The sequence below is a fragment of the Candidatus Zymogenaceae bacterium genome, assembly GCA_016931225.1.
Taxonomy (GTDB): domain Bacteria; phylum Desulfobacterota; class Zymogenia; order Zymogenales; family Zymogenaceae; genus JAFGFE01.
Map to the genome: position 1 here is coordinate 72,104 of JAFGFE010000026.1, position 26,058 is coordinate 98,161.

The following is a 26,058-nucleotide window of genomic DNA, read 5'->3' on the forward strand; positions in this document are numbered from 1 at the left end:
TTATCGGTTATATCCCGTGGTCGGTCGGTCTTTCAGAGATGCGAGACCGGTCTTTTATTCGCTCCCTGTTACCTCACATGGAGAAAACGGACGATGCATTTTGTCGACGAGGCCGTGATTGAAGTCAAGTCCGGCGGCGGCGGCAGGGGGTGTGTCAGCTTTCGCCGGGAAAAATACGTCCCCAGGGGCGGTCCCGACGGCGGCGACGGGGGCGACGGCGGCGACGTATACGTCATCGGTAATCCGCATATGTCCACACTGCTGGACTTCAAGTACCGCCAGCACTGGTCCGCCAAGCGCGGCGTCCACGGGAGCGGGAAAAACAAACATGGGAGAAACGGTGAGGACCTCGTCATCCCCGTGCCGCTGGGCACGGAGATCATCGACGAGGAAGGCGGCGATCTCATCGTCGACGTCACCTGTGCGGGCGAGAAAATCCTCATCCTGACCGGGGGGCGGGGAGGCCGGGGAAACGCCCGGTTCGTCACCTCCACCCACCAGGTGCCGAGGGAATACGACGAGGGAGATCCGCCGAAGACGGCCCGCATCAGGCTCGTTCTCAAGGTAATCGCGGATGTGGGCATCATCGGTTTTCCCAACGCCGGGAAATCGACCCTCATCAGCGTCATCTCACACGCGAAACCGAAGATCGCCGATTATCCCTTTACCACCCTCACCCCCAACCTGGGCATCGTCCGCCTCGACGAGGAGCGTAGTTTCGTCGCCGCTGATATCCCCGGCATCATAGAGGGGGCATCGGAAGGGACGGGGCTCGGGACCAGATTCCTCCGCCATGTCGAGCGAACGAAGGTGCTGATACACATGATCGATATGAACCCGGACACCGGGAGGAATCCCGTGGACGATTATCATACCCTCAACCGGGAGCTTCTTTCCTTCAGCCCGCTGCTTGCCGAAAAGCCCCAGGTGATCGCGGCCGGTAAAATGGACCTGACCGGGGCGGAGGAAAGATATGCCGAGCTTCAGGCGGAGTTAGCTGTTGACATTTTTCCCGTTTCTGCTATGAATGGAACTGGCATCAGGGAGCTTCTGAATCACGTGTTTCTCCGCCTTGAGAGGCTCCGGGCGGACGAAACGGACGATGTGTTGTGACAATGACCGAAGAGACCAACATCAGGGAATCGCACACCGCCGACGTCGGTCGGGTTGTGGTGAAGATCGGCAGCGGCGTGCTGACCGCCCGTCACGGCCTGAACATCGACGCCCTCGAGGGGATCGTATCCGATATTGCATCACTCTGTAAACGGGGGATCGAGTGTATCGTCGTCTCCTCCGGCGCCATAGCCGCGGGGCTTCCCCGGATGGGTATAACCGTTCGTCCGAGGGCCATTTCCATGCTCCAGGCGGCGGCGTCTGTGGGACAGACGTCCCTGATGCGGGCGTACGAGCGGGCGTTCGACCGTCACGACATCGTCGTCGGTCAGATCCTCCTGACTCACGAGGACTTGAAAAACAGGCATCGGTTCATAAACGCCAGAAATACCATTCTGGCCCTCATCGATCAGGGTATTATACCGATCATCAACGAAAACGACACCGTGGCGGTGTCGGAAATCAGGCTGGGGGACAACGATTACCTCGCCTCCCAGACCATCAACCTTGCGGGCGCCGACCTGTTGATTCTCCTGACCGACACCGACGGCTTTTTCGATAAGGACCCGCATCTTTATTCCGATGCCTCCCTTATCAGCGTTGTTCACAGCATCATAGACGAAATAAAACACCTTGCGTCGGACACGTCCACGGCGGTCGGTCGCGGGGGGATGAAGTCCAAGGTGGAAGCGGCGGACATGGCCACGGCGATCGGGATCCCCGCGATCATCGCAAACGGCCTGACCAATGGGATTCTTCTCGATATCCTCGAGGGAAAAAACGTGGGAACCCTCTTCATTCCCCGGTCCGAGGGTCTGAACAGCCGGAAACACTGGATCGCCTATACCCTCAGGGCGAAGGGGTCGCTGACGGTGGATCAGGGGGCGGCGGACGCCATCGCCGACGGCGGGAAGAGCCTGTTGCCCAAGGGAATCGTCTCCCTCTCGGGCAGCTTCAGCCCGGGGGATCTGTTGTCCATCATGGACCCCCAGGGTCGTGAATTCGCCCGGGGCCTGGTCAACTACAACTCCAAGGAGATTTCCCGCATCAAGGGGCTGAATTCCGGGGAGATCGAGGCGACGCTCGGATACAAATACTCCGACGAGATCATTCATCGGGACAACCTGGTGCTGATGAACGGCCGATGACGCGTGTGGCTGGCGTCCCTTTTCATGAAAGGAGACCTGCGGCGTACCACGGATTGAATAGAGACATACACTTTTCTTCTCAGAAAACAGTAAGGAATCGATTCATGGCTGACAGCTCGGTAAAAGGGGCGGTACGGGATGTGGCGAAACGGGCCAGGAAGGCGGGCACGACACTCGCCAAGACGAACACCCGGACAAAAAACGACGCGCTCTTGATCATGGCCGACGAACTGGAGGGACACAAGGCACACCTCAAGGGGGAAAACGAAAAGGACCTGGCGGCGGCGAGGGAAAAGGGAATCTCCGGCGCCATGCTCGATCGCCTGACCCTCTCGGATAATGTCATCGCATCCATGTCCGAAAGCCTCCGGGAGGTGGCGGCCCTTCCCGATCCGGTGGGAGAGGTCACCAAGATGTGGCGGCGTCCCAACGGCCTGTTGGTGGGGAGGCAGCGCATCCCCCTGGGTGTTATCGGCATCATCTATGAATCTCGGCCCAACGTCACCGCCGACGCCGCGGGGCTCTGCATCAAGAGCGGGAACGCCGTCGTGCTCAGGGGCGGGTCCGAGGCCATTCATTCCAACGTCGCCATCGCCGACGTCCTCAGGCAATCCTGCAAGAAAGCGGGCATTCCCGAAGACTCCGTCGGCATGATTTCGACGACGGACCGAAGCGCCGTCGACGAGATGCTCTCCCTGGAGGAATACATCGACGTGATCATTCCCCGAGGCGGCGAGGCGCTCATAAAAAAAGTGGTCGAGACTTCCATGATTCCGGTCATCAAGCATTACAAGGGGGTCTGCCACGTGTTTGTCGATGTGTCCGCGGACCTGGATATGGCCGTCTCCATCGCGGTGAACGCCAAGGCCCAGCGCCCCGGCGTCTGCAACGCCATGGAGACCCTGCTCGTGCATGAAGGCATCGCCGATTCCTTTCTGCCCCGGGCGGCGTCGGAGCTTGCACAGAAGGGGGTCGAGCTTCGGGGGTGCCCCGAAACACGGAAGATCCTACCGGACAGCACGCCCGCCACCGAGGACGACTGGTATGAGGAATACCTGGACCTGATCCTCGCGGTCCGGGTTGTAAAAGACATGGACGAGGCGATCGAGCACATCGAGAAATACGGGTCGCTTCATACCGAATCCATCGTCACCAGGGATTACGAAAACGCCCGGCGGTTTTTAGACGAAGTCAATTCGTCATGTGTGTTCGTCAACGCCACCACCCGCTTCTCCGACGGATTCGAACTGGGCCTCGGCGCGGAAATCGGCATATCCACCACGAAGCTCCACGCATTCGGCCCGATGGGCCTGGAGGAGCTGACGACGACGAAATTTATCATTCACGGCGACGGCCAGATACGGACGTAACCACGATACGGGATTGGGCCTGTGCAGGAGCGTTTCCAGGGCAAAATCGGCATCATGGGGGGGAGCTTCAACCCGATACACATCGGCCACCTCAGGAGCGCCGAGGAAGTGCGGGAGGCCTTCGGTCTCTCCCGGGTGATCTTCATCCCCTCGGCCGAACCGCCCCACAAGGGAAAAAGGGGAATGCTTGACATATACGACCGCCTTGAGCTGGTCACCGAGGCCGTGCGAGACAATCCCTTTTTCTCCGCGTCGGACATCGAGGCCCGACGGGACGGGAAGTCCTACACCGTTGACACCCTGAAGGAGATGAGGGGTCGCCTCGAAAGCGGCGGAGAGCTGTTTTTCATTCTGGGACTGGACGCGTTTCTGGAAATAGAAACCTGGTATTCCTTCCGGGATCTGTTCTTGCTTTCTCATTTCATCGTTACCGACAGGCCGACGTCCACATCTTCCAATCCCCCTCTCGTCCTCCCCGACACCCTGGCATCACTGTTCGAGGAGATCGACGGTCGGACGCTCCGCCACCCCTCGGGAAATTTGGTATACTATCACAACATCAGCGCCCTGGATATCTCCGCCACAGAAATACGGCGCCTGGTCGGCGAGCGATTATCCATACGCTACCTGGTCCCCGATCGGGTCAACGATATTATTACACAGAAAGGTCATTACCTCTGAAAGACAAAGAATCCCTCACCCCAGAACTGATCGTCGGTATCGTATCGGAGCGAAAGGTCACGGACCTGGTCGTCATCGACGTGGCCGGCGCGTCCGGATTCGCCGACTATATCATTATCATGAGCGGCTCCTCGGATCGTCAGGTCATATCCACGGCGAAGCATATCGATGAATCCCTCTCCAAGCGGCATATCCATCCCTTGGGGATAGAGGGCATGAACGAGGGCCGCTGGGTGCTGATGGACTTCGGGGATATCGTGATCCACGTATTCCTGGATGCGGCCCGGAGCTTCTTCGATCTGGAGGGTATCTGGGCGGATGCGCCCCGGACCTGGTATGATGAAACGGGAAAGGCCGTCACGGAAAAACAGTAGCCCGCGATATCGTACACCATATGAAAAACACGTAAGAAAAACCGAGAGGGCAGGATGGAAGATCACATCGAACGTGACGTTGTTCTGATGATCGCGGATATCAGCGGCTATACCAAGTTCCTTGTGACCAACCGGATGGAACTCGACCACGCCCAGATTATTATCATCGAGCTGATACAAACCATCATTAATGAGGTGAAAATCCCTCTGAAGATCTCGAAGCTCGAGGGGGACGCGGTCTTCTTCTTCGCCGTGAAAGACGGCGATTCGTCACAATGGGAGGGGACCCGACGGCATATCGGCCGGAAACTGCTTTTTTTCTTCGAGAAGTTCTCCGACAAGCTCTACGAGCTGAAGGAATCCAACACGTGCGAATGCAGCGTTTGCTCCAACGTCGATGTCCTCAATCTGAAGGTCATCGTTCACAGCGGTCGTGCGCTGTTCTATCGGCTGGACAGGTTCACGGAGCTTTCCGGCATCGATGTGATCATCGCGCACAGGCTTCTCAAAAACACCCTGAAGTCGGACAGCTATATTCTCATGACCGAGCAGGCCCATCGGGATATCCCGATCCCGCAAGACCTTGCCGTTAAAAAACACCGGGAGGAATATGAAACTATAGGAAACATCAACAGCGTGATCTTCTATCCCCACACCGCCGACGATTACTTCCATAACTATTCCTCCCTCTCAATAAAGGCGAAATATATGATAAAAAAGATGCTCACGCCGCTTCTTTTCAGGATGAAGCTCAGAAAGTCTCCTGTTTTTACCAATCTTCCCGACGTTACCCCGTAGCTTCCAAAAGACCGTTTTTCTCATCCGATCTTTCGGATATCGATATTCCCAAAAGGAGCTCTCCGATATGCTCTCTCCTGGATTATCTTCTTGCATTCTTGTCAATCCATCTATTATAATAATATGTAATTCATAGACTTTCCTCGCCACGATCGGAGAACTTCCGCCGGTATGTGGTATTTTTTGTATTTTTCTTTCTGAAGCTGTGTGACCGTCTCTCGATTCTCAAAGCGTGCACATATGAACACAAAACCGACTCTGCTGATAATACTGGATGGGTGGGGAATCAGAAAAGAGACCGATTTCAACGCAATCGCCCGGGCGGAGACACCCGTATTCGACCGTCTTATCTCGACCTATCCCTCGTCTCTGTTGGGAGCGAGCGGCCGCTCTGTGGGGCTGCCGGACGGACAAATGGGCAACAGTGAAGTGGGACACCTCAACCTGGGCGCCGGTCGCATCGTCTACCAGGACTATACCCGCATAAATCTCGCCGTCGATGACGGCTCCTTTGCCGAAAATAAGGCCCTCTCAGACCTTTTTTCCACCATCAAATCCGCCGGCGGCGCCCTGCATCTTATCGGGCTTTTGTCGGACGGCGGGGTCCACAGTCATATCACCCACATCTTCGCCGTGATACAGGCCGCTCGATCCGCCGGCATCGATCGGTTATTCATCCATCCTCTCATGGACGGGCGGGACACGCCGCCCACCAGCGGTATCGAGTATATGAAGATGCTGGTCGACTTTTTATCCTCCCACGATTACGGCAGAATCGCCTCGGTGGCGGGGCGTTTTTTCGGCATGGATCGGGACAACCGCTGGGACCGGGTACAGAAGTCCTATGACGTAATGGTCCTCGGCCGGGGCAGACGGGCGACGGACCCGGTACAGGCGATGCGGGAATCCTACGACGCGGGCGAGACCGATGAGTTCATCACCCCCACCGTCATCGTCGACGACGCCGGTCCCGTGGGGACGATTTCCGATAATGATGGGGTGTTTTTCATCAATTTTCGCGCGGACAGGGCCAGAGAGATGACCAGAGCGCTCGCCCCGTCCGACCTCGTCCCACCCTTTGATCAGTTCCCGCGTGAGATCCACCCGAAGCTATCCGGGTATCTCACCATGACCCGCTATGACGACGACTTTAATCTGCCGATGGCGTTTCCTCCCATCTCCCTGGAGCGCATTCTGGGGGGAATCGTCAGCGACGCGGGGCTTTCTCAGCTTCGGATCGCCGAGACGGAAAAGTACGCCCACGTCACGTTCTTTTTCTCCGGTGGTGAGGAACGGCTTTTTCCGCTTGAGGATCGGGAGCTCATTCCCTCGCCCCAGGATGTCCCCACATACGACCTGAAGCCGAGGATGAGCGCGGACCTGGTGGCGAGCCGGGCGGTGTCCCTCATACAGGAGCGGGACTACGGGCTGATCGTCCTCAATTTCGCCAACCCGGATATGGTGGGACATACCGGCGTGATGGAAGCGGCGGTCGATGCGGTGGAGGCGGTGGACGAGTGCCTCGGCCGTGTGGTGGATGCCGCTCAAACCCGGGGCATGTGTATCCTCATCACGGCCGACCACGGCAACGCCGAGGAAATGTGGGATTATGAAAACAACGAGCCGCACACCGCTCATACGACAAATCCTGTTCCCCTGATTCTTGTGGACGATGATCTGAAACACAGGACGTTGAAAAACGGCATTCTTGCGGATGTGGCTCCCACCATACTTACCATTATGGACGTTACCATTCCGGATCAGATAACCGGCTCTTCGCTGCTGGAATAACGCCCATCACGGTGTGGGATATGAAAGACACGGGCAGGGAAAAAAAACCGAAACGAAAAAAGTCTCCCGACTCTCTTGAGTCCGCCGACCTGAACGTCGCGGGAAGCGGGCCTCCCGGGCCCGGCGATATCGGTGCGGAAATCGGCTCCCTCATAAACCCGCAGTCGAAAACATCCTTTTCAGATATCGAGCGTCGATATCGATACCTGGTGGAACACCTCAATGAAGCGATCTTCTCCCTCGATCGAGACGGCATCGTGACCTACCTCAGTCCGGCCGTCGAAAGAATATCGAACCTCCATGTCGAAGAACTGATCGATTCGCCGTTTGACCGTTTCGTACACCCGGAAGACACTTACATCGTTCATGAACACTTTTCGGTCGCCGTTTCCGGTCGTCCCTCCTTTCTCGATTTTCGCATTATTGACAATAACGGCGACGTTCGACACATCCATGCCTCCATAACCCCGGATATTCAAAACGGCGAGGTCGTCGGCGTCCTGGGAGTATTCTCCGATATCACCGTGGAAAAAGAATCCCAGGAGGCCCTGAAAGAGAACGAAGAGCGCTGGCGGAGCCTGTTTGAAAATTCCATTGAGGGCGTCTTCACCGTCGACCTGGAGGGCAACCTGACCGCGCTAAACGACGCGTTTGTCGAACTGATCGGCGTAAGCCGGGAAGAGTCGATCGGGGCGAACTTTCGTGATTTCATGGATGCCGAAGAGGCGGGCGCCGTCTACCGGGCATACAAGAACCTGTATACCACCGGGGAGCCGATCAGGAACCTCACCTACACCATCAGGAGAAACGATGGAGAGGTGCGGAAGCTTGAGAGCTATGTCAATACCATACGACGGGGAGATCGTATCATCGGCTTTCAGGGAACCATCCGGGACGCCACCGAGAGAATCAACGCACAGACGGCCCTCGCCGAGGAAAAGGAATGGCTGACGGTCACCCTCAGGAGCATCGGTGACGGAGTTATCACCACCGATATGAAGGGGCGGATCGTTCTGCTCAATCGGGTATCCGAAGAGCTGACCGGATGGACCCAGGAAGAAGCGTGCGGAAAGCCGTTGACGGAGGTTTTCACCATTCTCGATAAAAACACGAGGCTCCCTCAGAGAAATCCGGTGGAGCGGGTACTGGAAAAAAGCCTGTCGACGGAGCTTGAACAGGAAACGATCCTCGTCTCCCGGGACGGTACCGAGCGCGTCATCGCCGATTCCGCCGCCCCTATCAAGGACGCGGACAGCAATACCATCGGAGTGGTGTTGGTATTTCGAGACGTCACCGAAAAGCTTCTGATGGAAGAGGAGCTCCTGAAGGCCCAGAAGCTTGAATCCATCGGCACCCTGGCGGGCGGCATCGCCCATGATTACAACAACCTGCTCACGGCTATTCTCGCGAATATCTCTCTGATGAAGCTGTACGTGGATGAAAGCACCAAGCTCTATCAGCGCATCGCCAAGGCGGAGCGGGCGACCCTCAACGCCCGAGATCTGACCCTGCAGCTTCTCACCTTTTCTCGGGGCGGCGCCCCGTTGAAAAAGCCGGTCCTGATCGAGCATGTCGTCAGAGACGCCGTCGACCTCGCCCTCAGGGGTACGAAGACCCGATCCGTCTTTAAATTTCCCGAAAAACTGGACCCGGTATTCGCCGACGAGGGTCAGGTCGGCCAGGCCGTCAACAATATCACCGTCAACGCCGATCAGGCCATGCCCGACGGCGGAACAGTCACCATCTCGGGGAAAAACCGCGTTGTCACCCCCGACGACGTCCTGCCCCTGGAACCGGGCGAATACGTCCACATCTCAATTCGAGACGAGGGGACGGGCATCGATTCAGAGGATCTCTCCAAGATTTTCGATCCCTATTTTTCCAATAAACAGGGGCACAGCGGGCTGGGCCTCTCCATCGCGTATTCCATCGTGAAAAATCACGACGGCCACATCTCCGTGGACTCCGAATCGGGTGGGGGGACCACCCTCTCCATATATCTTCCCACGGCCGCAGAGCAGCCGCTGACCGAGGTTCCCGAATACTACGGCCCCATCGGGGGTAAGGGGCGCATTCTCGTGATGGATGATGAAGAATACGTGCGGGATGCGTCGTCGCAGATGCTCATCGGCCTGGGATACAAGGCCGTAACCGCCCGGGACGGACGGGAGGCCATTAGTCTCTATGAAGAGGCGGCGGCCGCCGGGACGCCCTTCGATATCGTCATCATGGATCTGACGGTGAAGGGGGGCATGGGGGGAAAGGAAGCGGCAAGGCTGCTGCTCAAAAAGGACCCGGACGCACGGATCGTCGTCTCCAGCGGATATTCCAACGATCCGATCATGTCGGAATATGATTCTTACGGCTTCTGCAACGTCATCGCAAAACCGTATCGAATAGACGACCTGGGTCGGAAGCTGAAAGAAATACTCGCACCCACAGAGGACGATTCCTGACGATTCGCACGCATCCGGGATGCGACCACCCGTCGTCCTCTCGACGGCACATCACCCTCCCGGTTCTCTCTTCCCGGAAAACGCCTCCGCATCGGACAATTATTTCCCCCTTCAATACCGCGCGTATCTGTCGAGATATCCAGTAATATACGCCCGGGCTCTCTTACCCGGTCGATAGATGCCGAAGTGTCCCTCGCACAGGATATCCGGCTGCAGATCAAGAAGCTTCTCCATGGATTCCCGCCACAGGTAGATATCCGAACCGAAGGCGGGTAGAAAGGGCCCGTGGACGTCCTGGGCGAATAGAATGGTCGTGCCCTCATACACGACGTAGGGCGAGATAGAGCCGGGGGTGTGTCCCGGCGTGTGAAGCAGCACCAGCTCGACGTCGCCGCTGTTAACGGTATCCGTATCCCCGCTGAAGGTTCGATCCACCGGAGTGGGGGGGAAATCCACCCCGTACATGGTCGCCGCGGTGGCGCTGTTGTCTCCGTTTCTTACGGCATCGGCGTCCAGCTCGTGCATGACGATGGATGCGCCCAGGCGCTCTTTCAGGACCGGGACGCCGCCGATGTGGTCTATATGGTTATGGGTCAGGACGATGATGTTGATGCGCGTAGGCTCCACGCCGACGGACGCGATGTTCTCGATGATTTTCTCCGCCGACCGTCCCGCCCCGGTATCTATCAGAATCGGATCGGGCAGCGCCAGAAGAAACGCCGATGCGTCTTCTCCGTTTGTGACGCCGTCGCCCGCCACCTGGTAGACGAAGCCCTCGATGTGCATCCGTTCTCTTTTTGTGCTCATCGCTCCCTCATTTGAAAAGCGCCGTCCCAAAGAAAACCCGATTAATGCGTCTCTCGGTCCACAACCGGATATTCACGGAGAATCTCCTCAATGCCCCGGACAAACTCCTCCACCGCGTCCATGGTCACGTCCATCTCCACGGTCATGCCGGCCTGGGCCTGTTCCGTCAGGACGTTTATCTCCACCTGGGCGGCGATAACGTCTCCGCCCGGCTCCATGATCTGCATGTTGAGGTACAAAATCGGCTCGGTGAAGTCGGTTTCGATTCCCATGACGTGCTCCTGGGATAAATTCTTCAACTCCTCGAGAAAATCCTCCAGCTCGTCGGTGCGGATGCAGGGGTCTATGAAATCAATGTGCACGCCGGGCATGGTGAATACGAGGTGAATCATCATCCAGTTCCCGTCCCAGTATTCTTGCACTTCGGGGAACTCCCGTCCGGCGACCTTCATGACGAGAGAGATCGTATCGTCGCCGTTGGCAAGCCGCGCCTGGGGTACATGCTGTTTCATAACAGGTTCCCGGGATGTCATTACAATCCACCTCCGTATCGCTCATATACACCGAGGGGGGCCTTGGAGCCCCCCTCGAATGATATGGTTACGGTTTTTGATACGCCTCCCCACATGGGGCGTAATGCGTTACGCCACCTCGTAGGCCTTTTGAATCGCCATGGCAAGCAGGGTGTACATAACCACCGACACGTAGAAAATCGCCAGAATACCGACAATCCATCCCAGAATCGGTATAATGCCGATAATACCCAGGACGAAGAAGATGCCGATCATGACCACGATGGCCAGCAGGTAATCGCCGACGGCCTTGAAAAAGTTACCGATGATATCGCCGAACTTGAAGATCGCGCCGAACTCCTCGTTGTTCTTGGCGTAATGGGCCAGGGCGAAGGGAACCAGCAGTGCGACAACGAGATAGAGCAGACCGCCGATAAACATCACGAATCCGCCCAGTCCGGTCAGGGCGCCCGATTCATTGCTCGCACCAGCGGACATGATTCCAACGCCGATCATCATTATAATCCACGGAACAATTATGTAAACCAACATGATAAGGAAGACCATAAGCCCCCTGACGAACAGATCACCCCAACCTTCCCACTCGGCCAGAACCGGCTCTTCCTTGTTTAGGACTTTCTTGAAGATGTTGTACACATACCCAATGGGAATAAAGTTGACAATGGGGATAATCATCAGCACCGTGCCGATGAGAACCTTGACGATCCAGTTCTCGTCATTAAGCGGGAATTTTAACGCTTTTCCAATGTCCAAAGCCATTGTTGCCTCCTCAATATGTAAAGAATCTTTGCCTCTTTATTTTATCTATCTTATCAATTATACAATATCAGCACGGTTTTTTAAAGAACTTTTTTACTTGCCCGCGGACAATCCTGTTGCACGCCGTTGAAACCCATGATATACCTGTTCGAGCCGATGGAGCGGACGAGAAGATGAGTCACATAAAACACACCCGGGGTGTCTTGATTTGTTTTGAGGGCATAGACGGCTCCGGCAAGAGCCTTCAGGCGAAGCGCCTTGCGTCGTATCTGAAAGACGCAGGTCACGACGTCGTCTCTCTGACGGAGCCGACAAACGGAAAGTGGGGAGGAAAAATTCGCGATCAGGCGAATCGGGGCGTCCGGGAGGCCCCGGAGGAGGAATATCTCCTGTTCATGCGGGACCGACGGGAAAACGTCGCCGACAACATCATCCCGATTATTGAGAGGGGTGGCGTTGTCGTGCTGGATCGATACTACTTTTCCACCATCGCCTACCAGGGCGCCCGGGGGCTGGAGATCGAGCGTATCCGGTCGGAAAATGAGGCCTTCGCGCCGACGCCGGATCTGCTTCTGTTTCTCGACGTGCCGGTCGCCACGGGTCTTGATCGCATCTCGAAAAACCGCCGCGGCGTCACCGCCTTTGAAACAAGGGGCTATCTCACGCGTGTCAGGGAGATATTCCTCGATACCGTATCGTCCCTCGAATACGCCGTCGTCATCGACGGGACCCTGCCGCCGGACCAGGTGTTTGAAGCCTGCCTGTCCGCGGTGCGGCGAAAATTATCCCTTTTCCCCCACGACTGATACCGACCGCGGTATCCGTGCTCCGTCTTCTATCGAGGTTTTTCCCGCCTTCCATGCTTACGGACGACTTTTCATCGCCCATCGAAGGGGCTTTCACGCACGCCCGTGCCGGCCCTTTTTCATTCGCCGCGCACCCGACGCCGGTGACGCTGCGGGTATCTATTCGGCCCCGTCAAAGGCCCCAGCGCACACCGAGCCGAACAGACCGAAATAGAACAGATAGGAGAGATAGAACGTCGATACGATTGAGACAAAAAATCCGAGAAGGGGTATCATGCTGCATACCATGATGATAAAAACCATGGCGATTACAATCAGGATCGCGAGGGCGAAATCCCCCATCACCGATGTTATGCGGGAGATGATCTCTCCCAGGCGAAACGCCTCCCCGAAATTCTCGTCGTTCCTGGCGAACAGGGCCAGGGCCATGGGAGACAGCACCAGCGCCGCGAGGTACAAGAGCCCCCCCAAAAGAAAGAGGAATAATCCGATGACCACCAGCTGCTCGACGGCGGTACCCTCCTCATACAGGAAAAACGATACGATCCACAGCGCCCCCGCGGAGAATATCAACAGCATCGGGATAAAAAAGTAACAGAGGACAACGACGAACACCTTAAAACCGTTTACGAAGAGATCCCGCCAGTCGTCCCATTCCGGCATATACAGCTCTTCTTTTCTTAACGCCGCCTTGAATATCTGGTAGGCGTACCCTATCGCGAAGAAGTTGACGATCGGAACCAGGGACAGGGCGATGCCGATGAGAATCTTCAACGCCCACTGCTCGTCCTTGAACGGATACGTTATCACCTTTTGCAGCTCGATCATAGACTGTCTCCTTAACGCTCTGTTTTTACGGGTGTTATTCTTTCAGCCGTCCCTCTCGTTTTTCCGGGGTGGTACGGTTCCCCGGCAAAAAGGAGGGTCCGCGTCGATACGCACCGCCCGCTTTCAGCCGATCTCAAAATCCCGATGCCGGAACATCTCCCGCAGGAGTTCTTTCAATACACCCCCTTTATCTTTTTTTGAAATCGCCTCAAACGTCTCAAGAATCCGAGAGGGGATTACACCCGGTGATTTTCAATTCCAGAAACCCCTTCAATGCCTATCTCTCAGACGGCTCAGTGTCATTCGATCCATCACGAATTTGTACATATTATGCTATAACCATGGTGGCTGAGTAGTTTCTTGCAATATTTCCACATCCTCAAAGATCTCGGCACAGATCGAGCCAAATATGCCGGGACAAACAAGGCATATAAGGTAAAACAACGTCATAATGTAAATAATCAATCCGAGGAAGGGAATAATGTTAAATAATAACATAAAAAAGTGTATGGCGAATATAATCAGAAACGCAATAAAAAAATCTCCCAGCACGTTTCGTATATGATAGACGATTTCCTCCAGCCAAAACGCTTCTTTGAATCTCTCGTCGCTCTTTGCGAAAAAAGTCAGGGCCATGGATGAACATGCCATCGCCGCGAAATGTAGCAGTCCAGCCAGGAGAATAAAAATCAAGAGGATGATCGCGCTTGCCCCCTCACGCACCAGAATAACTGTGACGATCCTGAACACTAATGGAATAAAGAAATAACACAGGATTATGACACATACCTTGAATCCGTTGACGAAGAGATCCTTCCAGTTATCCCACTCCGGTAAAGAGAGGTCTTCCTTTCTGAGAGCCGTCTTAAATATTCGATAGGCGTAGCCCACCACGAAGAAGTTGACGATCGGCACCAGGAACAGGGCGAAGCCGATGAGAAGCTTCCGCGGCCACTGCTCGTCGTCAAAAGGATATGTTATCGCCTTTTTCAGATCAATCACAGACGGTCACCTTGATTCGTTTTGTTATGCGGTATAGTTCGCGTTTTACCGCCCTTATTCCCGGAATGTCCCGATTTCCCGGCGGAACGAGAACTCCCCGGCGACACGCGTGTGTCCCTTCTACCCGGTCTTAAAATCCCGATGCCGGAACATCTCCCGCAGGAGGTCCTTTGACACCTCCCCGGTCTCGCTTCTCGGCAGCTCCTCCATCACCTCCAGGATGCGGGGGATCTTATAATCCGCGATTTTTTGCTCCAAGAATTCCCGCAACCGTGAGAGCGTGGGCGGCTCCGGGCCGTCGGCGACGATAACCGCCATGACCGTCTCCCCCCATTCCGAATGCGGCATGCCGATGACGGCGACGTCTTTAATCCCGGGATGTCCGCCGACCGCGATCTCCACCTCCCGGGCGTAGACATTCTCGCCGCCGGTGATGATGAGGTCCTTCTTTCGGCCGACCAGGGTAACGCATCCGTCCGAATCCATCACGCCCACATCTCCGGTAAACAGCCATCCGTCCCTGATGATCTCCTTCGTTGCATCGGGATCCTTGTAGTACCCGGTCATGATCGTCTCGCCCCTGAGGGCCAGCTCCCCGGCAACGCCCGGCCTCGTGATGGTTTCGCCCCCCTCGTCTGTGAGCTTCCACTCCATGTTCACCGCGTACATGCCGCCGGAGCCGGCCTTCTGGACCTGTCTGTCCGGCGGCAGGGCAACGCCCCCGGGCCCCCCCTCTATCAGGCCGCACAGGCATACGAAATCGGTCCGTCCGAACTTCTTGAGCATCTCCCGGACCTTTTCCGCGCTCATGGGGGCCGCCCCGTACGCGAACCGGCGGATAGACGACAGGTCGTATGCTTCGAACTCCTCTTCGTTCATCAGCATCGAATACATCACCGGCGGCCCGAATACCTGTGTGATCCTCTCTTTCTCCATTAGAAGAAGGACGTCCTTGTACGGCGGCATGTTCCGCCTGATCACATGGGTCGCCCCAACGTAGGTGCCGGGATTGAGATACAGGTTCAACTGCGCCCCGTGAAAGAGCGGGGCCATGTGGAGGATGATATCGTCGGTGCAGAGCCCCAGCACGCTTAAGGCGCTCGCCGCGAGAACCATCTGGCTGTGATGGGTGAACACGGCCCCCCGGGGCGTGCCGTCGAAAGCGGCGGTATAGAGTATCTCCGACAGGTCGTCCTCATCCACCGAAACGGCCGGCTCCTCCGGCGATCCCTCCCTGAGCATGCTCTGGAGCGGATCGTAGCGGGCGAAGCGTCCCGGCCCCGAGGAATAATACTGCGTGATGCTCACCAGGTTCGGCTCCAGTTCCCGAACGATCGGCTCAAAGCCGTCGTCGAACACCAAAGCCACGGCGTCGCTGTGCGTGAAGATGTATTCGGCCTCCGGTTTCGCCAGCCGATAGTTCACCGGCACCGCAACCCCGCCCGCCTTGACCACGGCGTAAAACGCGATGACAAAGAGGTCCGAATTCTCCATCCAGAGCAGTGCCGTGTCCCCCTTTGTGAATCCCGCATCGATCAGGGTATTCGCGAACCGGTTTACCAGGTCGTTGACCTGATACCACGTATACCGCTCCTGCTCGAAGATCAACGCCTCCTTGTCGGGCAGCATCCCGGCGTTGCGCGTCACCAGTGCTCCGAGGTTCATCGAAAATTCCCCTCCTCGACGCCCCGTCCGGTTATCGATCCTTACAAAGGGCCTTCGTCTTCTTCATGTATCAGATTTCCCCCCACGAGTCAAAAAAAATCGGGGACGCGTGTTACGTCACGCGCCCCCGGTATTGAACGCCTCCCAGGACGGTGTGAGGACTCTTTCGCATCCCCACACGGCCGCCTGAAACGGCGCGGCATAGTGTGTTTTCTCTATGTGTTGATGGCGATAAAGATGGTCGTTCCGTTTCTCCAGATCAAGAACAGATATCTTCCCATCTTCTGGGCTTCTGCCATCTCCCGCGTGAAGTCATCGAGGGAGGTGATCTTCTTATGGTTGATCTCCCGGATCACATCCCCCCTCAGGATGCCCGCCCGCTCGGCGAAAGATCCGGTTTCCACCTGGGAAACGAGCACGCCGCTGGTATCCGGCAGGCCCAGGTACTGGGAAATCTCCGATGTGACTTCCTCCACGACGATGCCCACGTCCGCATCGTCCACACCCGGTCCGGTGCCGGGAGTCGACGGCGCCGCGCCTACCATGGTTTCATCGGGCATCTCCCCGATCAAGACAGAGATGTCCTTCATCACGCCTTCACGGAATACCGTGATGACGGCGCGATCACCCACCGGAGTCATGGCCACAACGGCGGGAAGCTCCTTCATCTCAGAGATGGTGACCCCGTTGAATTTCAGGATAACATCTCCTTTTTTCAGGCCCGCCTTGTCCGCGGGGCTCCCCGGCTCAATATCGGAAATCAACGCGCCGTCGGTTCCGGGCAGTCCGAAGGACTCGGCCAGCTCAGGGGTGATCTCCTGTATGACCACGCCGAGCCATCCCCGCACGACCTTTCCCTTCTTGAGCTGGGGCAGGAGAGACTTGGCCATATTCACCGGGATGGCGAAACCGATTCCCTGGCCCTGGTTGATGATGGCGGTGTTTATGCCGATCACCTCTCCGTTGATGTTAAACAGCGGGCCGCCGGAATTTCCCGGGTTGATGGATGCGTCGGTCTGTATGAAGTCGTCATAGGGTCCCGAACCGATCACCCGACCCTTCGCGCTGACGATTCCCGCCGTCACCGTTTCGGAGAGACCAAAGGGGTTTCCGATGGCGATGACCCACTCACCGACCTCGAGGTCATCTGAATCACCCAGAACGACCGTGGGGAGGTTCGTCCCCGCCTCGATCTTTATGAGCGCGAGATCGGTTTTCGGGTCGGTGCCGATGACCGTGGCGGAATAGGTGTCGCCGTTTTCAAGGGTGACGGTTATCTCCGTTGCGTTTTCAACAACGTGATTGTTGGTCAGGATGTAACCGTCGTTGCTGATGATGAAGCCGGAGCCAAGGCTCTGTGTCTCGTAGGATTCCGGAAATCCCTCGAAAAAAGGACCGAAGAAGTCATCAAAGGGCGATCCTTCGAAGGGTGAATATCCGGGAGGCATGCCGGTTCCAACGACCATCGTGGTGCTGATATTGACAACCGCCGGTTTCAGCTCCTTTGCCAGAACCGTGAAATCCGGCAGTGTGATATAGGGAACACCCTCGCCCGATCCCTCGGCTTCCCCGAATATGCCGGCCGTCGCCATTCCCGGAGAGATGAGGAGCAGTAATGCAGCGATCCCCAGAGCCAGCGCCTGGAACGCTCGGTGTTTCCTGTTTCGTGCGATATCATTTCGCATCTGATTCATATGTTGGACCTCCAGAGTGGGTATTTATATGAGATTTCTTGTACTTTTATTGTTTCAGTATTATCGGAAATTATTAGTCGCTGATTAGAACGATGTTAAAATCTTCTTAATCTCCGCTTTCGCCGTCCTCGTATATGGGGAGCGTGACCGTGAACGTGCTCCCTATGCCCGTGTTGCTTGACACCTCTATGGTTCCGTTATGAGCCTCGGTGATGAAGCGGCATATCGAGAGGCCGAGCCCGGTGCCGCCCTCCGCACGCGATCGATGCTTATCCACCCGGTAAAATCGATCGAAAATCCGTTTCTGATCGTCTTCCGAAATACCGATGCCGTTGTCCATCACCTTTACCCGCACCGTTTCTTCCTGAATTTGGGCGGACAGGTCCACCCGCCCGCCGTCTCTGGTATACTTGATGCCGTTGTCCAGCAGGTTGAGAAAGAGCTGCCTGATTCTGAGGTCGTTCCCGAGAATCCGGACTCCGTCCAGGTCCTCCACGTCGAGCACCAGCTCCATCCCCTTCATGTCCGCCAGGACCTTTCCCATGTCGTAGACCTCCCCCAGAACGGCGCTCAGGGCGATGGGATGCATCTCCATGGGCATCTCCCCCATGTCCGCCCGGGCCAGCACCAGGAGGTCCTCGATGATGTTGCTCATGTGGTTGATCTCCTCGAGGTTGCTGGTGAGGATTTCCCTGTAGGCGTCCATATCCCTGGCGGAGCGCAGCGCCCACTCGGTTTCCCCCTTGAGGATCGTCAGGGGGGTCCTTAGCTCGTGGGAGGCGTCGGCGCTGAACTGCATGACCCGGGAGAACGATTTTTCGAGGCGCTCGATCATCTCGTTAAAGGTGCCCGCCAGCTTTCCCAGCTCGTCCTTGGTGTTTTTCACGGAAATCCGCCGCGACAGATTCATCGCGCTGATTTCCCGGGCGGTCGTGACGATTTCTTTGACCGGATCAAGGGTCGCCTTGGCCAGGAAATATCCCCCCATGCTGGAAAGGAGCAGTATCAGGGGAACGATGATGAGAAGCGTTCGCAAAAGCCGGGAGAGGGTCTCCTTGACGGACTCCAGGGACGTCCCGACCTGAACCAGCGTCGCCAGCTCGCCGCCCCTCATGACCGGATAGTTGATCATACGTATCGGGTAGGTATCCAGCCCCATGAGCGTTTCGTAAAAGGGCTCCCCCTTTTTCGCCAGGCGGACCGTATCTGCGGTGATGGGGAGCTTCGTGGGGAGGCTTCCGTCCGAGTCGTAGTTCAGGTCCCCGGATTTATCCATGATCTGGATATAGTTCGCCGACGGCTTGAAACCGAGGAACTCCTCCATGTAATCGGTCAATCCCTCGGGCTCGGTGGTGATCCGGGCGTTGGAGTCCGCCGTCAGCTCCGCGATGGTGATGAGTTTTTTGTCGATGCTCTCGTACAGGGCCTTGGCGAGAAAGACGTAGAGGAGACACGAAAAGGCGACGAGGGTTACCATCAGGACAAGGGTATACCACGCAACGAATTTTACGCGTATTGAGGTGAAAACCATCTCCTAACCCTTGATCATATACCCCACACCGCGAACGGTGTGAAGCAGTTTTTTATCGTGCCCCTTGTCGATCTTGTTTCTGAGATAGCTGATGTATACGTCGATGACGTTGGTGTACGTATCGAACTTTATATTCCAGACGTGCTCGGATATCATCGTTCGGGTCAGCACCCGCTCGGGGTTTCGCATGAAGTATTCCAGCAGCGAATATTCCTTGGCGGTCATGGGTATGTCGGAGCCGGCGCGGGTGACGGTATGGGTGACCGGATCCAGGACCAGGTCGTCCAGCACCAGCTTGAGGCTTTCCTCCGGCTTTCCCCGTCTCAACAGCGCCCGGATCCGTGCCAGCAGCTCCTCGAATGCAAAGGGCTTGGTCAGGTAATCGTCGGCCCCCATATCCAGCCCCTTGACCTTGTCCTCCAGCATGTCCTTTGCCGTTAACAGGATGACGGGCATGGAGTTGTTTTTCTTTCTGATATGCGACAGAACGCTGAGGCCGTCCCGCTTCGGAAGCATGATATCGAGTATGGCGAGATCGTATTCATACACATCCACCATGTCCACGCCCTCTTCTCCGTCGGACGCCACGTCCACCGCGTAATGCTCCTCTTCAAGCCCCCTTTTGATGAAAGAGGCCACCTTTGCCTCATCTTCCACTACCAGGATTCTCACCGTTCACTCCTTCGTCCGATAAGACGGTTAGAGATGAAATTGTATGAGTACCGATATGTATCGTATAATTTTACCCGAGTGCCGCCCTTTTTTCAAACGCTATTTCACCCTTCTCTCACATGTGGTCGCGTCTCTTTCCGGCTCCGACGTTACCAGCTGCCCGCACGCGGCCGACACATCGCCGCCGGCGCTTTTTCTGATTATCGCATTGATATGCGAGTCGATGAGCACCTGCTGAAACGCACCGATCGCCGTCTCCCCCGGCCTCTCAAACTCCGCGGTCGGGTACGGGTTGAACGGAATGAGGTTCACCTTGGTCTTGAGGCCCTGGATGAGCCCCGCCAGCCTTCGGGCGTCTCCCGTCGAATCGTTGACGCCCCCCAACATTACGTATTCCAGGGTGATGCGCCTCCCCTTTTTCAAGGGATACTCCCGAAGAGATGCGAGCAGCTCCCCCAGGGGATGCGCGCGGTTTACGGGCATCAGCCGGCTTCTGGTTTCGTCGTCCGCCGCGTTGAGGGAAACGGCAAGGTTGATGAGCCGGTCTCTCCCCAGGGTCCCGATCATCTCCGGTATGCCTGCGGTGGAGAGCGTCACCCGTCTCCATGAAAATCCGAAACCCCACTGGGCGCAGATGACGTCCAGCGCCCGGCTCACCTCCGGATAATTGAGCAGCGGCTCCCCCATGCCCATAAAGACGATGTTCGTGATCCGCCCCCCGACATCATGAAGATATCGTTTCGCCAGGAGCACCTGCCCCAGGATCTCACAGGATGTCAGGTTCCTGAGGAAACCCATCGTCGCGGTCTGGCAGAAGCGGCATCCCAAAGAACACCCCACCTGGCTCGATACGCACAGGGTCGTCCGGGGCGGATCGAATATCAGCACCGATTCCACCTTACGGCCGTCCGTTAGGACGAGACGGAACTTGACGGCGCCGTCCGCGGCAGTCTTGACAACATCGATTGTGGGGACGTCTATCCGAGCCTGAGACGAGAGGACCTCACGAAACGACCGGGAGATATCCGACATGGCACAGATGTCCGTCTCTCCCTTCCGATAGATCCATGAAAGGAGCTGTTTCGCCCGGTAGGGACGCTCTCCCAGCGAGACGACGAATTGTTCCATCTCTTCCGGTGTGAGACCCAGGAGGTCCCGCATGGCTCTCTCCGTTTTTACTCCCGCTCGTATGAGAATCTCTCAATGGCGGGAAAGAAGTACGCTGTTTCCACGGCGGCCGTTTCCGGGGCGTCGGAACCGTGAACGGTGTTGACCTCGATGGAGCTGGCATACAGTTTTCTGATGGTTCCCTCGTCGGCCTTGGCCGGATCCGTCGCCCCCATGATCTCGCGGTTTTTCGTGATGGCGCCTTCGCCTTCCAATATCAGGACGACACAGGGGCCGGAGCTCATGAAATCTGTGAGGCTTGAGAAAAACGGCTTTTCGCGGTGCACGTCGTAGAACCCCTCCGCCTCACGCTTGCTCATGTGAATCATTTTCATGGCGACGATTTTCAGGCCCTCTTCCTCGAACCGCCTGATGACATCCCCGATCACACCCTTTTTTACTCCATCCGGCTTGATAATGGACAGCGTCCGCTCGATCATGATCTCCTCCTCGAGTAAATAGCGGCCGGTACGTTCGGCCTGCTGGTAACGATCCTGTATTGTATGTGTCGTGTGATGATTTACTTCGCGCCGCTTTCACACAGAGAGAGAAAGCGGCCCGACACCCCGATTTTTTTTAAATATTTTTCTCGAATAACGAAGTAATCAATAATAGTACCAACATGATACGGCCCTGTCAAGACCCGTCTTGATGCCGGTCTTGAACCGTTTTTCCGTGCCCGTGTATCGGTCGCTCCGAAACCCCGGTTGACAGGACGTCCCCAATCACCCCGGACGCCTTGGAAACATATTCCGGGGCGCCTCTTTTTTTGACACCATCCACATCGAATCGTTCACAGGACCCGCGATTCGGGCATTCTCACATGATGCAACACCGGATGCCGAGGATCGTTTCGCATATCTCACGGCAGCATTGGATGTTTTCGTTGCATTCCCGACAAAAGTGTGTTTAAAATGTGTGTACATTTTGATATACTGACGAAGAAGTTTTATCTATTTCACCACTCATTCATCCGGGGAGCGGCGGAATGTCCGGATGATGCATATTTTCCTGTACTTCCGATGAAACGAAGAGAGAGGCGTACATGAACATTCTTGTGGTAGACGACGATCAGTCGATTCGTGATTATCTCGAGAAGGCCCTGAAAGATATGGGGCATTCCGTTACGGTTGTCTCCGACGGCTACGACGCCATCGATTACGCCCGAGAGCATGACGTCAATCTGGCCTACATCGACATCAGCATGCCGGGCATCGACGGATTTGAGACCCTCAAGCGACTCAGGGAGATCGATCCGAAGATATCCGGGGTCATGATCAGCGGGCAAAGCGTCGAAAAAATCACGGACGCCCCCCTGGAGAGCGGCATCTATGTGTGCATGAACAAGCCCTTTTCTTTAGAGGAAATCGAGGAAATCAACACCTCTTTTGAAGACGTCAAGGGGCCGCTCGAGTTCATCTACGAAAACCCTTATGGACTTGACCTGGTGAGAATATCCAGCGCGGGGATTCTGGTTGCCGACGACGAAGAGGAGATCGTCAGCATCATCACAGAAAGCCTCGAGGAGGACGGCTTTACCAACATCGACCCCGCCTATGACGGCAGGGAGGCAATCGAGCTCTTCAATGAGAAGCGTCACGATGTCGTCATCGTCGATATCGTCATGCCCCACAAGAGCGGTATCGAGTTGCTCCGCCACGTAAAGGCGTTGTCATCCCATTCGCAGGTCATCATCATCACCGCCAACGCGGACAAGGACTCGGCCGTACTGGCCCTGAAGCTGGGGGCGTATGATTTTATCGAAAAGCCTTTGACCCTCGACGTGCTTACCCGCATTACCCGGCGGGCGGTGGAAAAGAAGCTCCTCCTGGACGAACAGAACATGTCCGTATAATCGAAAAACACATTCGTCTCTCCCGACGTGCCGTCGCCGGCGAATACACGCCGCGACACACAAGAAGCGTCATCCGCTTCGGCCGTATCGTCGTCGTCCGTGATCGAACGACGAGGCATTTGTCCCGACGTCGGGCTGCTTATATCAAGAAACCAGGAAACGGGGTGTCTGCGTATGTCGCACACACCCCAAACTTTTTGTCTCCCGGACGCCCCCGCCGCCGTTTTCTTCCCCTACATGTGGGTCAGGGCTATCTTGACCGCCCGGTGTTCCCCCTTTTTGAAAAACACGTCGATGGCCTTTCGGTATTCCTCCATCGGAAAGGTATGGGTGAGAAAACCGGTGAAATCCAGCGCCCCCTCCCGATAGAGCGTCAGCGCCACGTCAAAGGAGCTCATCTGTCCTCCGCGAAATGTCTCCATCCCGTGACAGTCTATCCCTTTAACTTCCACCTCCTGATACCATACGGGGGAATAATCGAGACGCTTCGGGGAAAAATTGATCCCCACCAGGACGACGGTGCCCTCACCCCGAACCCACCGGAGGGCGTCGGCCAGGGTGCCGTCGTTGCCGACGGTATCGTAGATGACGTCGAAACCGCCGATGATCATCCTGTTGCCGAAGGGCGCATCGAAAAGCTTACCCCCGGTGATATCCGCCACCTCCCGGTACACATCCCTTCCTGTAATAACGCCGGCGGCTCCCAGTTTTTCCGCCAGCTCCGTCTGGTGGGGATACCGGGACACGATATAGACCTCGACGTCGGGGACCAGGGCCTTCAGCACCGCAAGCATGTTCAGCCCGATGGAGCCGGCGCCGACGACGAGCACCCGCTCCCCCGGCTCAGGGAGCCGCTTGAGGGCGGCCCGCACCGAGCAGGCGGTTGGCTCGATAAGAATGGCGTCTTCATCCGGTATGTCGTCCTCTATCTTCACAAGCTGGGAGGTATGGGCCACCATGAAGTCGGAAAAGCCTCCCCCCTGGTTCAGGGGCAACCCCTCGGCCCCCGGCTTCTCGCACAACAGGTAGTTCCCCTTTTCGCACTGGGGACACATCGGGTCCGTCTCCTTCTGGTGGCAGCTCGGCCAGTCGATCTTCAGGATCACCCGGTCTCCGGTCTTGAAATTCCGGACGCCTTCTCCGACCTCCACGATCTCCCCCACCATCTCGTGGCCGATAAATTTCCGGGGTATCGATGGAATCGCCGCCGGGGCGACCTTCGGGGCTATCTCCAGGAACATGAAGTGCACGTCGGACCCGCACAGACCGCACATCCTGTTTTTTATCCGCACCCAGTTCGGGCCCGGAAGCTCCGGGTCCGGGACCTCCCCGTAGGTGACCGGAGAGATAACGGAAAGCGGAGCGTTCTTCCAGAAGGCGCTGAGCGCCTTTATCATAACAATCTTCTTTATATCCGGCTCAAAGTACAACCCTTTCATGTACCGTATCCTTTCTTCCGGTAAAATCTGTCTTTTGACCGTTATAACACGCGCCGGGCATCGAGAAAAGTCATTTTTCTCCCGGTTTCGGGTACGCAATTTGGCTTTGATTTTACGCCCCGGCGTGATAGTATTGACTCTTTGGCCTGTATAATTCGATGTGTTTGTCATGTCATATCTCAAGGGGAACCTCCACATCCACACCCTCTATTCCGACGGCCATTTCGAGCCTCGTGATATGGCCGGGTTCTATCGCGACCTGGGGTTTGATTTCATCGCCGTCACCGACCACGAGTACATGGTGAAGCAGGCCTATTTCGACCTGTTTCCCCTGGAAGTCCCCGGCATTATGATCTTCGAGGGGATAGAGCTGGAGCCGGTCTACATCTATTACCATCACACGCTCCAGATCAAGGGCGAGAATGAGGTGCTCCACGTCCTGTGCCACCCCGACTCCTACCGCATCAGCATCCGGGAGGTGAACAAGCGCATCGCCCTCTTCAATGAAAACGGACCGGGGAAGATCGACGCCGTCGAGGTGACCAACAAGGGATTTTACACGAAGTTTTACGACACCGACGAGATACCGCTCCCCAAAATCGCCTCCGACGACGCCCACGACGAACACTCCTGCGGCCTAACCTGGATCGAGGTGAACGCTATTCGGGAAAAGGACGCCATCCTCCGGGCCGTCAAAGCCGGTGATTTCGAGCTCGGTTTTATCTCGGGAAAGAGAAGACGGAAAAAGGTATCGGTCGTCTCCGGCGGCTGACATGCAGGGTCGTCCCTTCGATCGGGCGGTTCCACCCCTCCACCCCCAAACACCTCAGAATCCCCACACCGCATCCCTGGGGAGTCACAGCCACCGCTATAATGGCTCCAGGCGCTGCCTGCCCCCGCACCCGGGGGGCCGTTTTTTCTATCACCCGCAGTCGTAATTTCTGCCGGTGTTCTCCTGACCGCCCTCAAAGGGAGACGCGCCCTTCACAAAAAGCATCAGCACATCCCCGGACGAGAGTGTCGGCATATCGGTGAAAGAGACGGTTCTGTGGGCGTAGTCGATGATCACCGGCCGGTCGAGGCACGTTACGCTTCCATCCCGGTCGACAACGGCGGCGTCGCACCGCACACCACCGTCCACGGGCCGCGCCGTGGTGAAATTCAAAGACGCCCCCTTCTCGACCGTCACCGTGAGCGATGCGACATCCGTACCGATTGCCATATCCGGCTCGTAGCAGCGGACATCGCTTCCCTCTGTGATACTCAGGGCGCAGCAGTCCGCGAAGAGGCGGGGGTTTTCTTGAGGATCGAGGCCCGCTATAAAGCCGATATCCGTCAGATCTCGGGAGACGTCCTTCGGGAGTCCGTCGAGGTTTACCACCCGGAGGGACGGCGGCCCCTCCTGGGAGAAGCCGAGGGCCGCAGGGAAGAACGCCATAAGAGTCACCGCCACAGTCCGGGCGAGCCGACCGGCACGGCGCATCATGTTTTCAGCTTTTGTGGAATCGATCATCGTCTCGCTCCGGAATGAAAAATCCGCCTGCCGTTCGTCCCCCGCTCTCCGCATCC

At 56.5% G+C, this 26,058-nt stretch carries 24 protein-coding genes; 11 read left to right on the forward strand and 13 right to left on the reverse strand.

What is annotated here, in order from left to right; genetic code table 11:
- The first annotated feature begins 93 nt into the window (after positions 1-93).
- The 8 genes from obgE to JW885_10960 all read left to right on the forward strand — a co-directional run bounded on the left by obgE (position 94) and on the right by JW885_10960 (position 9,731).
- The gene (obgE, locus tag JW885_10925; protein MBN1882677.1) at positions 94-1,113 is read left to right on the forward strand and encodes a GTPase ObgE; all 1,020 of its coding nucleotides are present in this window, start codon (positions 94-96) and stop codon (positions 1,111-1,113) included.
- Positions 1,114-1,115: 2 nt separating this feature from the next.
- On the forward strand, positions 1,116-2,261 hold the full coding sequence (proB, locus tag JW885_10930) for a glutamate 5-kinase (protein MBN1882678.1): 1,146 nt from the start codon (positions 1,116-1,118) through the stop codon (positions 2,259-2,261).
- Positions 2,262-2,365: 104 nt separating this feature from the next.
- Positions 2,366-3,631, forward strand: coding sequence for a glutamate-5-semialdehyde dehydrogenase (locus JW885_10935; protein ID MBN1882679.1), 1,266 nt, complete (start codon positions 2,366-2,368; stop codon positions 3,629-3,631).
- 21 nt (positions 3,632-3,652) lie between these two features.
- Positions 3,653-4,312, forward strand: a complete 660-nt coding sequence (gene nadD, locus JW885_10940) for a nicotinate (nicotinamide) nucleotide adenylyltransferase (protein ID MBN1882680.1) — start codon at positions 3,653-3,655, stop codon at positions 4,310-4,312.
- Entirely contained in the window at positions 4,243-4,686 is a 444-nt protein-coding gene (rsfS, locus tag JW885_10945; GenBank protein MBN1882681.1) for a ribosome silencing factor, read from the forward strand. The genes nadD and rsfS overlap by 70 nt, the downstream gene beginning before the upstream one ends.
- 54 nt (positions 4,687-4,740) lie before the next feature.
- Complete coding sequence (locus tag JW885_10950; GenBank protein ID MBN1882682.1) at positions 4,741-5,484, forward strand: DUF2652 domain-containing protein; 744 nt, start codon at positions 4,741-4,743, stop codon at positions 5,482-5,484.
- A gap of 240 nt (positions 5,485-5,724) precedes the next feature.
- Positions 5,725-7,275 carry a 2,3-bisphosphoglycerate-independent phosphoglycerate mutase gene (locus tag JW885_10955; GenBank protein MBN1882683.1) on the forward strand — a complete coding sequence of 517 codons (1,551 nt, stop codon included), beginning with the start codon at positions 5,725-5,727 and terminating at the stop codon, positions 7,273-7,275.
- Positions 7,276-7,295: 20 nt separating this feature from the next.
- Positions 7,296-9,731: a PAS domain S-box protein gene (locus tag JW885_10960; protein ID MBN1882684.1), complete on the forward strand. Its 2,436-nt coding sequence runs from the start codon at positions 7,296-7,298 to the stop codon at positions 9,729-9,731.
- Positions 9,732-9,842: 111 nt separating this feature from the next.
- On the opposite strand, the gene JW885_10965 is transcribed toward JW885_10960, so the two are convergent.
- The 3 genes from JW885_10965 to JW885_10975 form a co-directional block, all read right to left on the reverse strand.
- The gene (locus JW885_10965) at positions 9,843-10,538 is read right to left on the reverse strand and encodes an MBL fold metallo-hydrolase (protein ID MBN1882685.1); all 696 of its coding nucleotides are present in this window, start codon (positions 10,536-10,538) and stop codon (positions 9,843-9,845) included.
- A 41-nt stretch (positions 10,539-10,579) separates the two neighbouring features.
- Entirely contained in the window at positions 10,580-11,050 is a 471-nt protein-coding gene (locus tag JW885_10970; protein MBN1882686.1) for a hypothetical protein, read from the reverse strand.
- Between the two features lie 129 nt (positions 11,051-11,179).
- Positions 11,180-11,830 (reverse strand): DUF4013 domain-containing protein, encoded by a 651-nt coding sequence (locus JW885_10975; protein MBN1882687.1) that lies wholly within the window; start codon positions 11,828-11,830, stop codon positions 11,180-11,182.
- A gap of 173 nt (positions 11,831-12,003) precedes the next feature.
- Between JW885_10975 and tmk the strand changes: the two genes are divergently transcribed.
- A complete protein-coding gene (gene tmk / locus JW885_10980; protein MBN1882688.1) occupies positions 12,004-12,636 on the forward strand; it encodes a dTMP kinase in 633 nt (210 codons plus the stop codon).
- 159 nt (positions 12,637-12,795) lie between these two features.
- Here the strand turns inward: tmk and JW885_10985 are convergent, their stop codons facing one another.
- From JW885_10985 to ndk, 8 genes are all read right to left on the reverse strand, one after another.
- Entirely contained in the window at positions 12,796-13,464 is a 669-nt protein-coding gene (locus tag JW885_10985) for a DUF4013 domain-containing protein (GenBank protein MBN1882689.1), read from the reverse strand.
- 333 nt (positions 13,465-13,797) lie between these two features.
- Positions 13,798-14,466, reverse strand: a complete 669-nt coding sequence (locus tag JW885_10990) for a DUF4013 domain-containing protein (protein MBN1882690.1) — start codon at positions 14,464-14,466, stop codon at positions 13,798-13,800.
- A 120-nt stretch (positions 14,467-14,586) separates the two neighbouring features.
- Complete coding sequence (locus tag JW885_10995) at positions 14,587-16,131, reverse strand: AMP-binding protein (protein MBN1882691.1); 1,545 nt, start codon at positions 16,129-16,131, stop codon at positions 14,587-14,589.
- 215 nt (positions 16,132-16,346) lie between these two features.
- The gene (locus JW885_11000) at positions 16,347-17,825 is read right to left on the reverse strand and encodes a DegQ family serine endoprotease (protein MBN1882692.1); all 1,479 of its coding nucleotides are present in this window, start codon (positions 17,823-17,825) and stop codon (positions 16,347-16,349) included.
- Between the two features lie 106 nt (positions 17,826-17,931).
- The gene (locus JW885_11005; GenBank protein MBN1882693.1) at positions 17,932-19,356 is read right to left on the reverse strand and encodes a heavy metal sensor histidine kinase; all 1,425 of its coding nucleotides are present in this window, start codon (positions 19,354-19,356) and stop codon (positions 17,932-17,934) included.
- A 3-nt stretch (positions 19,357-19,359) separates the two neighbouring features.
- A complete protein-coding gene (locus tag JW885_11010) occupies positions 19,360-20,028 on the reverse strand; it encodes a response regulator transcription factor (protein ID MBN1882694.1) in 669 nt (222 codons plus the stop codon).
- 99 nt (positions 20,029-20,127) lie between these two features.
- Positions 20,128-21,189, reverse strand: a complete 1,062-nt coding sequence (gene rlmN, locus JW885_11015; GenBank protein ID MBN1882695.1) for a 23S rRNA (adenine(2503)-C(2))-methyltransferase RlmN — start codon at positions 21,187-21,189, stop codon at positions 20,128-20,130.
- Between the two features lie 14 nt (positions 21,190-21,203).
- A complete protein-coding gene (gene ndk / locus JW885_11020; GenBank protein MBN1882696.1) occupies positions 21,204-21,638 on the reverse strand; it encodes a nucleoside-diphosphate kinase in 435 nt (144 codons plus the stop codon).
- Between the two features lie 602 nt (positions 21,639-22,240).
- On the opposite strand from ndk, the gene JW885_11025 reads away from it, so the two are divergent.
- Positions 22,241-23,050, forward strand: a complete 810-nt coding sequence (locus JW885_11025; protein ID MBN1882697.1) for a response regulator — start codon at positions 22,241-22,243, stop codon at positions 23,048-23,050.
- 233 nt (positions 23,051-23,283) lie between these two features.
- On the opposite strand, the gene JW885_11030 is transcribed toward JW885_11025, so the two are convergent.
- On the reverse strand, positions 23,284-24,489 hold the full coding sequence (locus tag JW885_11030; protein MBN1882698.1) for an alcohol dehydrogenase catalytic domain-containing protein: 1,206 nt from the start codon (positions 24,487-24,489) through the stop codon (positions 23,284-23,286).
- A gap of 169 nt (positions 24,490-24,658) precedes the next feature.
- Here JW885_11030 and JW885_11035 point away from each other — a divergent pair, with 169 nt between their 5' ends.
- The gene (locus JW885_11035) at positions 24,659-25,261 is read left to right on the forward strand and encodes a PHP domain-containing protein (protein MBN1882699.1); all 603 of its coding nucleotides are present in this window, start codon (positions 24,659-24,661) and stop codon (positions 25,259-25,261) included.
- Between the two features lie 150 nt (positions 25,262-25,411).
- On the opposite strand, the gene JW885_11040 is transcribed toward JW885_11035, so the two are convergent.
- A complete protein-coding gene (locus tag JW885_11040; GenBank protein MBN1882700.1) occupies positions 25,412-26,002 on the reverse strand; it encodes a hypothetical protein in 591 nt (196 codons plus the stop codon).
- Positions 26,003-26,058 lie beyond the last annotated feature (56 nt).

What these genes read in the sequence shown, in the direction of transcription:
- JW885_10965 (MBN1882685.1), bottom strand. Translation starts at nt 10,538, where the DNA reads ATGAGCACAAAAAGAGAACGGATGCACATCGAGGGCTTCGTCTACCAG.
- JW885_11035 (MBN1882699.1), top strand. Translation starts at nt 24,659, where the DNA reads ATGTCATATCTCAAGGGGAACCTCCACATCCACACCCTCTATTCCGAC.
- JW885_11000 (MBN1882692.1), bottom strand. Translation starts at nt 17,825, where the DNA reads ATGAATCAGATGCGAAATGATATCGCACGAAACAGGAAACACCGAGCG.
- JW885_10995 (MBN1882691.1), bottom strand. Translation starts at nt 16,131, where the DNA reads ATGAACCTCGGAGCACTGGTGACGCGCAACGCCGGGATGCTGCCCGAC.
- JW885_10975 (MBN1882687.1), bottom strand. Translation starts at nt 11,830, where the DNA reads ATGGCTTTGGACATTGGAAAAGCGTTAAAATTCCCGCTTAATGACGAG.
- JW885_10970 (MBN1882686.1), bottom strand. Translation starts at nt 11,050, where the DNA reads ATGAAACAGCATGTACCCCAGGCGCGGCTTGCCAACGGCGACGATACG.
- JW885_10960 (MBN1882684.1), top strand. Translation starts at nt 7,296, where the DNA reads ATGAAAGACACGGGCAGGGAAAAAAAACCGAAACGAAAAAAGTCTCCC.
- rlmN (MBN1882695.1), bottom strand. Translation starts at nt 21,189, where the DNA reads ATGCGGGACCTCCTGGGTCTCACACCGGAAGAGATGGAACAATTCGTC.
- JW885_11040 (MBN1882700.1), bottom strand. Translation starts at nt 26,002, where the DNA reads ATGATCGATTCCACAAAAGCTGAAAACATGATGCGCCGTGCCGGTCGG.
- JW885_10985 (MBN1882689.1), bottom strand. Translation starts at nt 13,464, where the DNA reads ATGATCGAGCTGCAAAAGGTGATAACGTATCCGTTCAAGGACGAGCAG.
- JW885_11005 (MBN1882693.1), bottom strand. Translation starts at nt 19,356, where the DNA reads ATGGTTTTCACCTCAATACGCGTAAAATTCGTTGCGTGGTATACCCTT.
- JW885_10950 (MBN1882682.1), top strand. Translation starts at nt 4,741, where the DNA reads ATGGAAGATCACATCGAACGTGACGTTGTTCTGATGATCGCGGATATC.
- JW885_10935 (MBN1882679.1), top strand. Translation starts at nt 2,366, where the DNA reads ATGGCTGACAGCTCGGTAAAAGGGGCGGTACGGGATGTGGCGAAACGG.
- JW885_11025 (MBN1882697.1), top strand. Translation starts at nt 22,241, where the DNA reads ATGAACATTCTTGTGGTAGACGACGATCAGTCGATTCGTGATTATCTC.
- tmk (MBN1882688.1), top strand. Translation starts at nt 12,004, where the DNA reads ATGAGTCACATAAAACACACCCGGGGTGTCTTGATTTGTTTTGAGGGC.
- proB (MBN1882678.1), top strand. Translation starts at nt 1,116, where the DNA reads ATGACCGAAGAGACCAACATCAGGGAATCGCACACCGCCGACGTCGGT.
- JW885_10955 (MBN1882683.1), top strand. Translation starts at nt 5,725, where the DNA reads ATGAACACAAAACCGACTCTGCTGATAATACTGGATGGGTGGGGAATC.
- JW885_11030 (MBN1882698.1), bottom strand. Translation starts at nt 24,489, where the DNA reads ATGAAAGGGTTGTACTTTGAGCCGGATATAAAGAAGATTGTTATGATA.
- obgE (MBN1882677.1), top strand. Translation starts at nt 94, where the DNA reads ATGCATTTTGTCGACGAGGCCGTGATTGAAGTCAAGTCCGGCGGCGGC.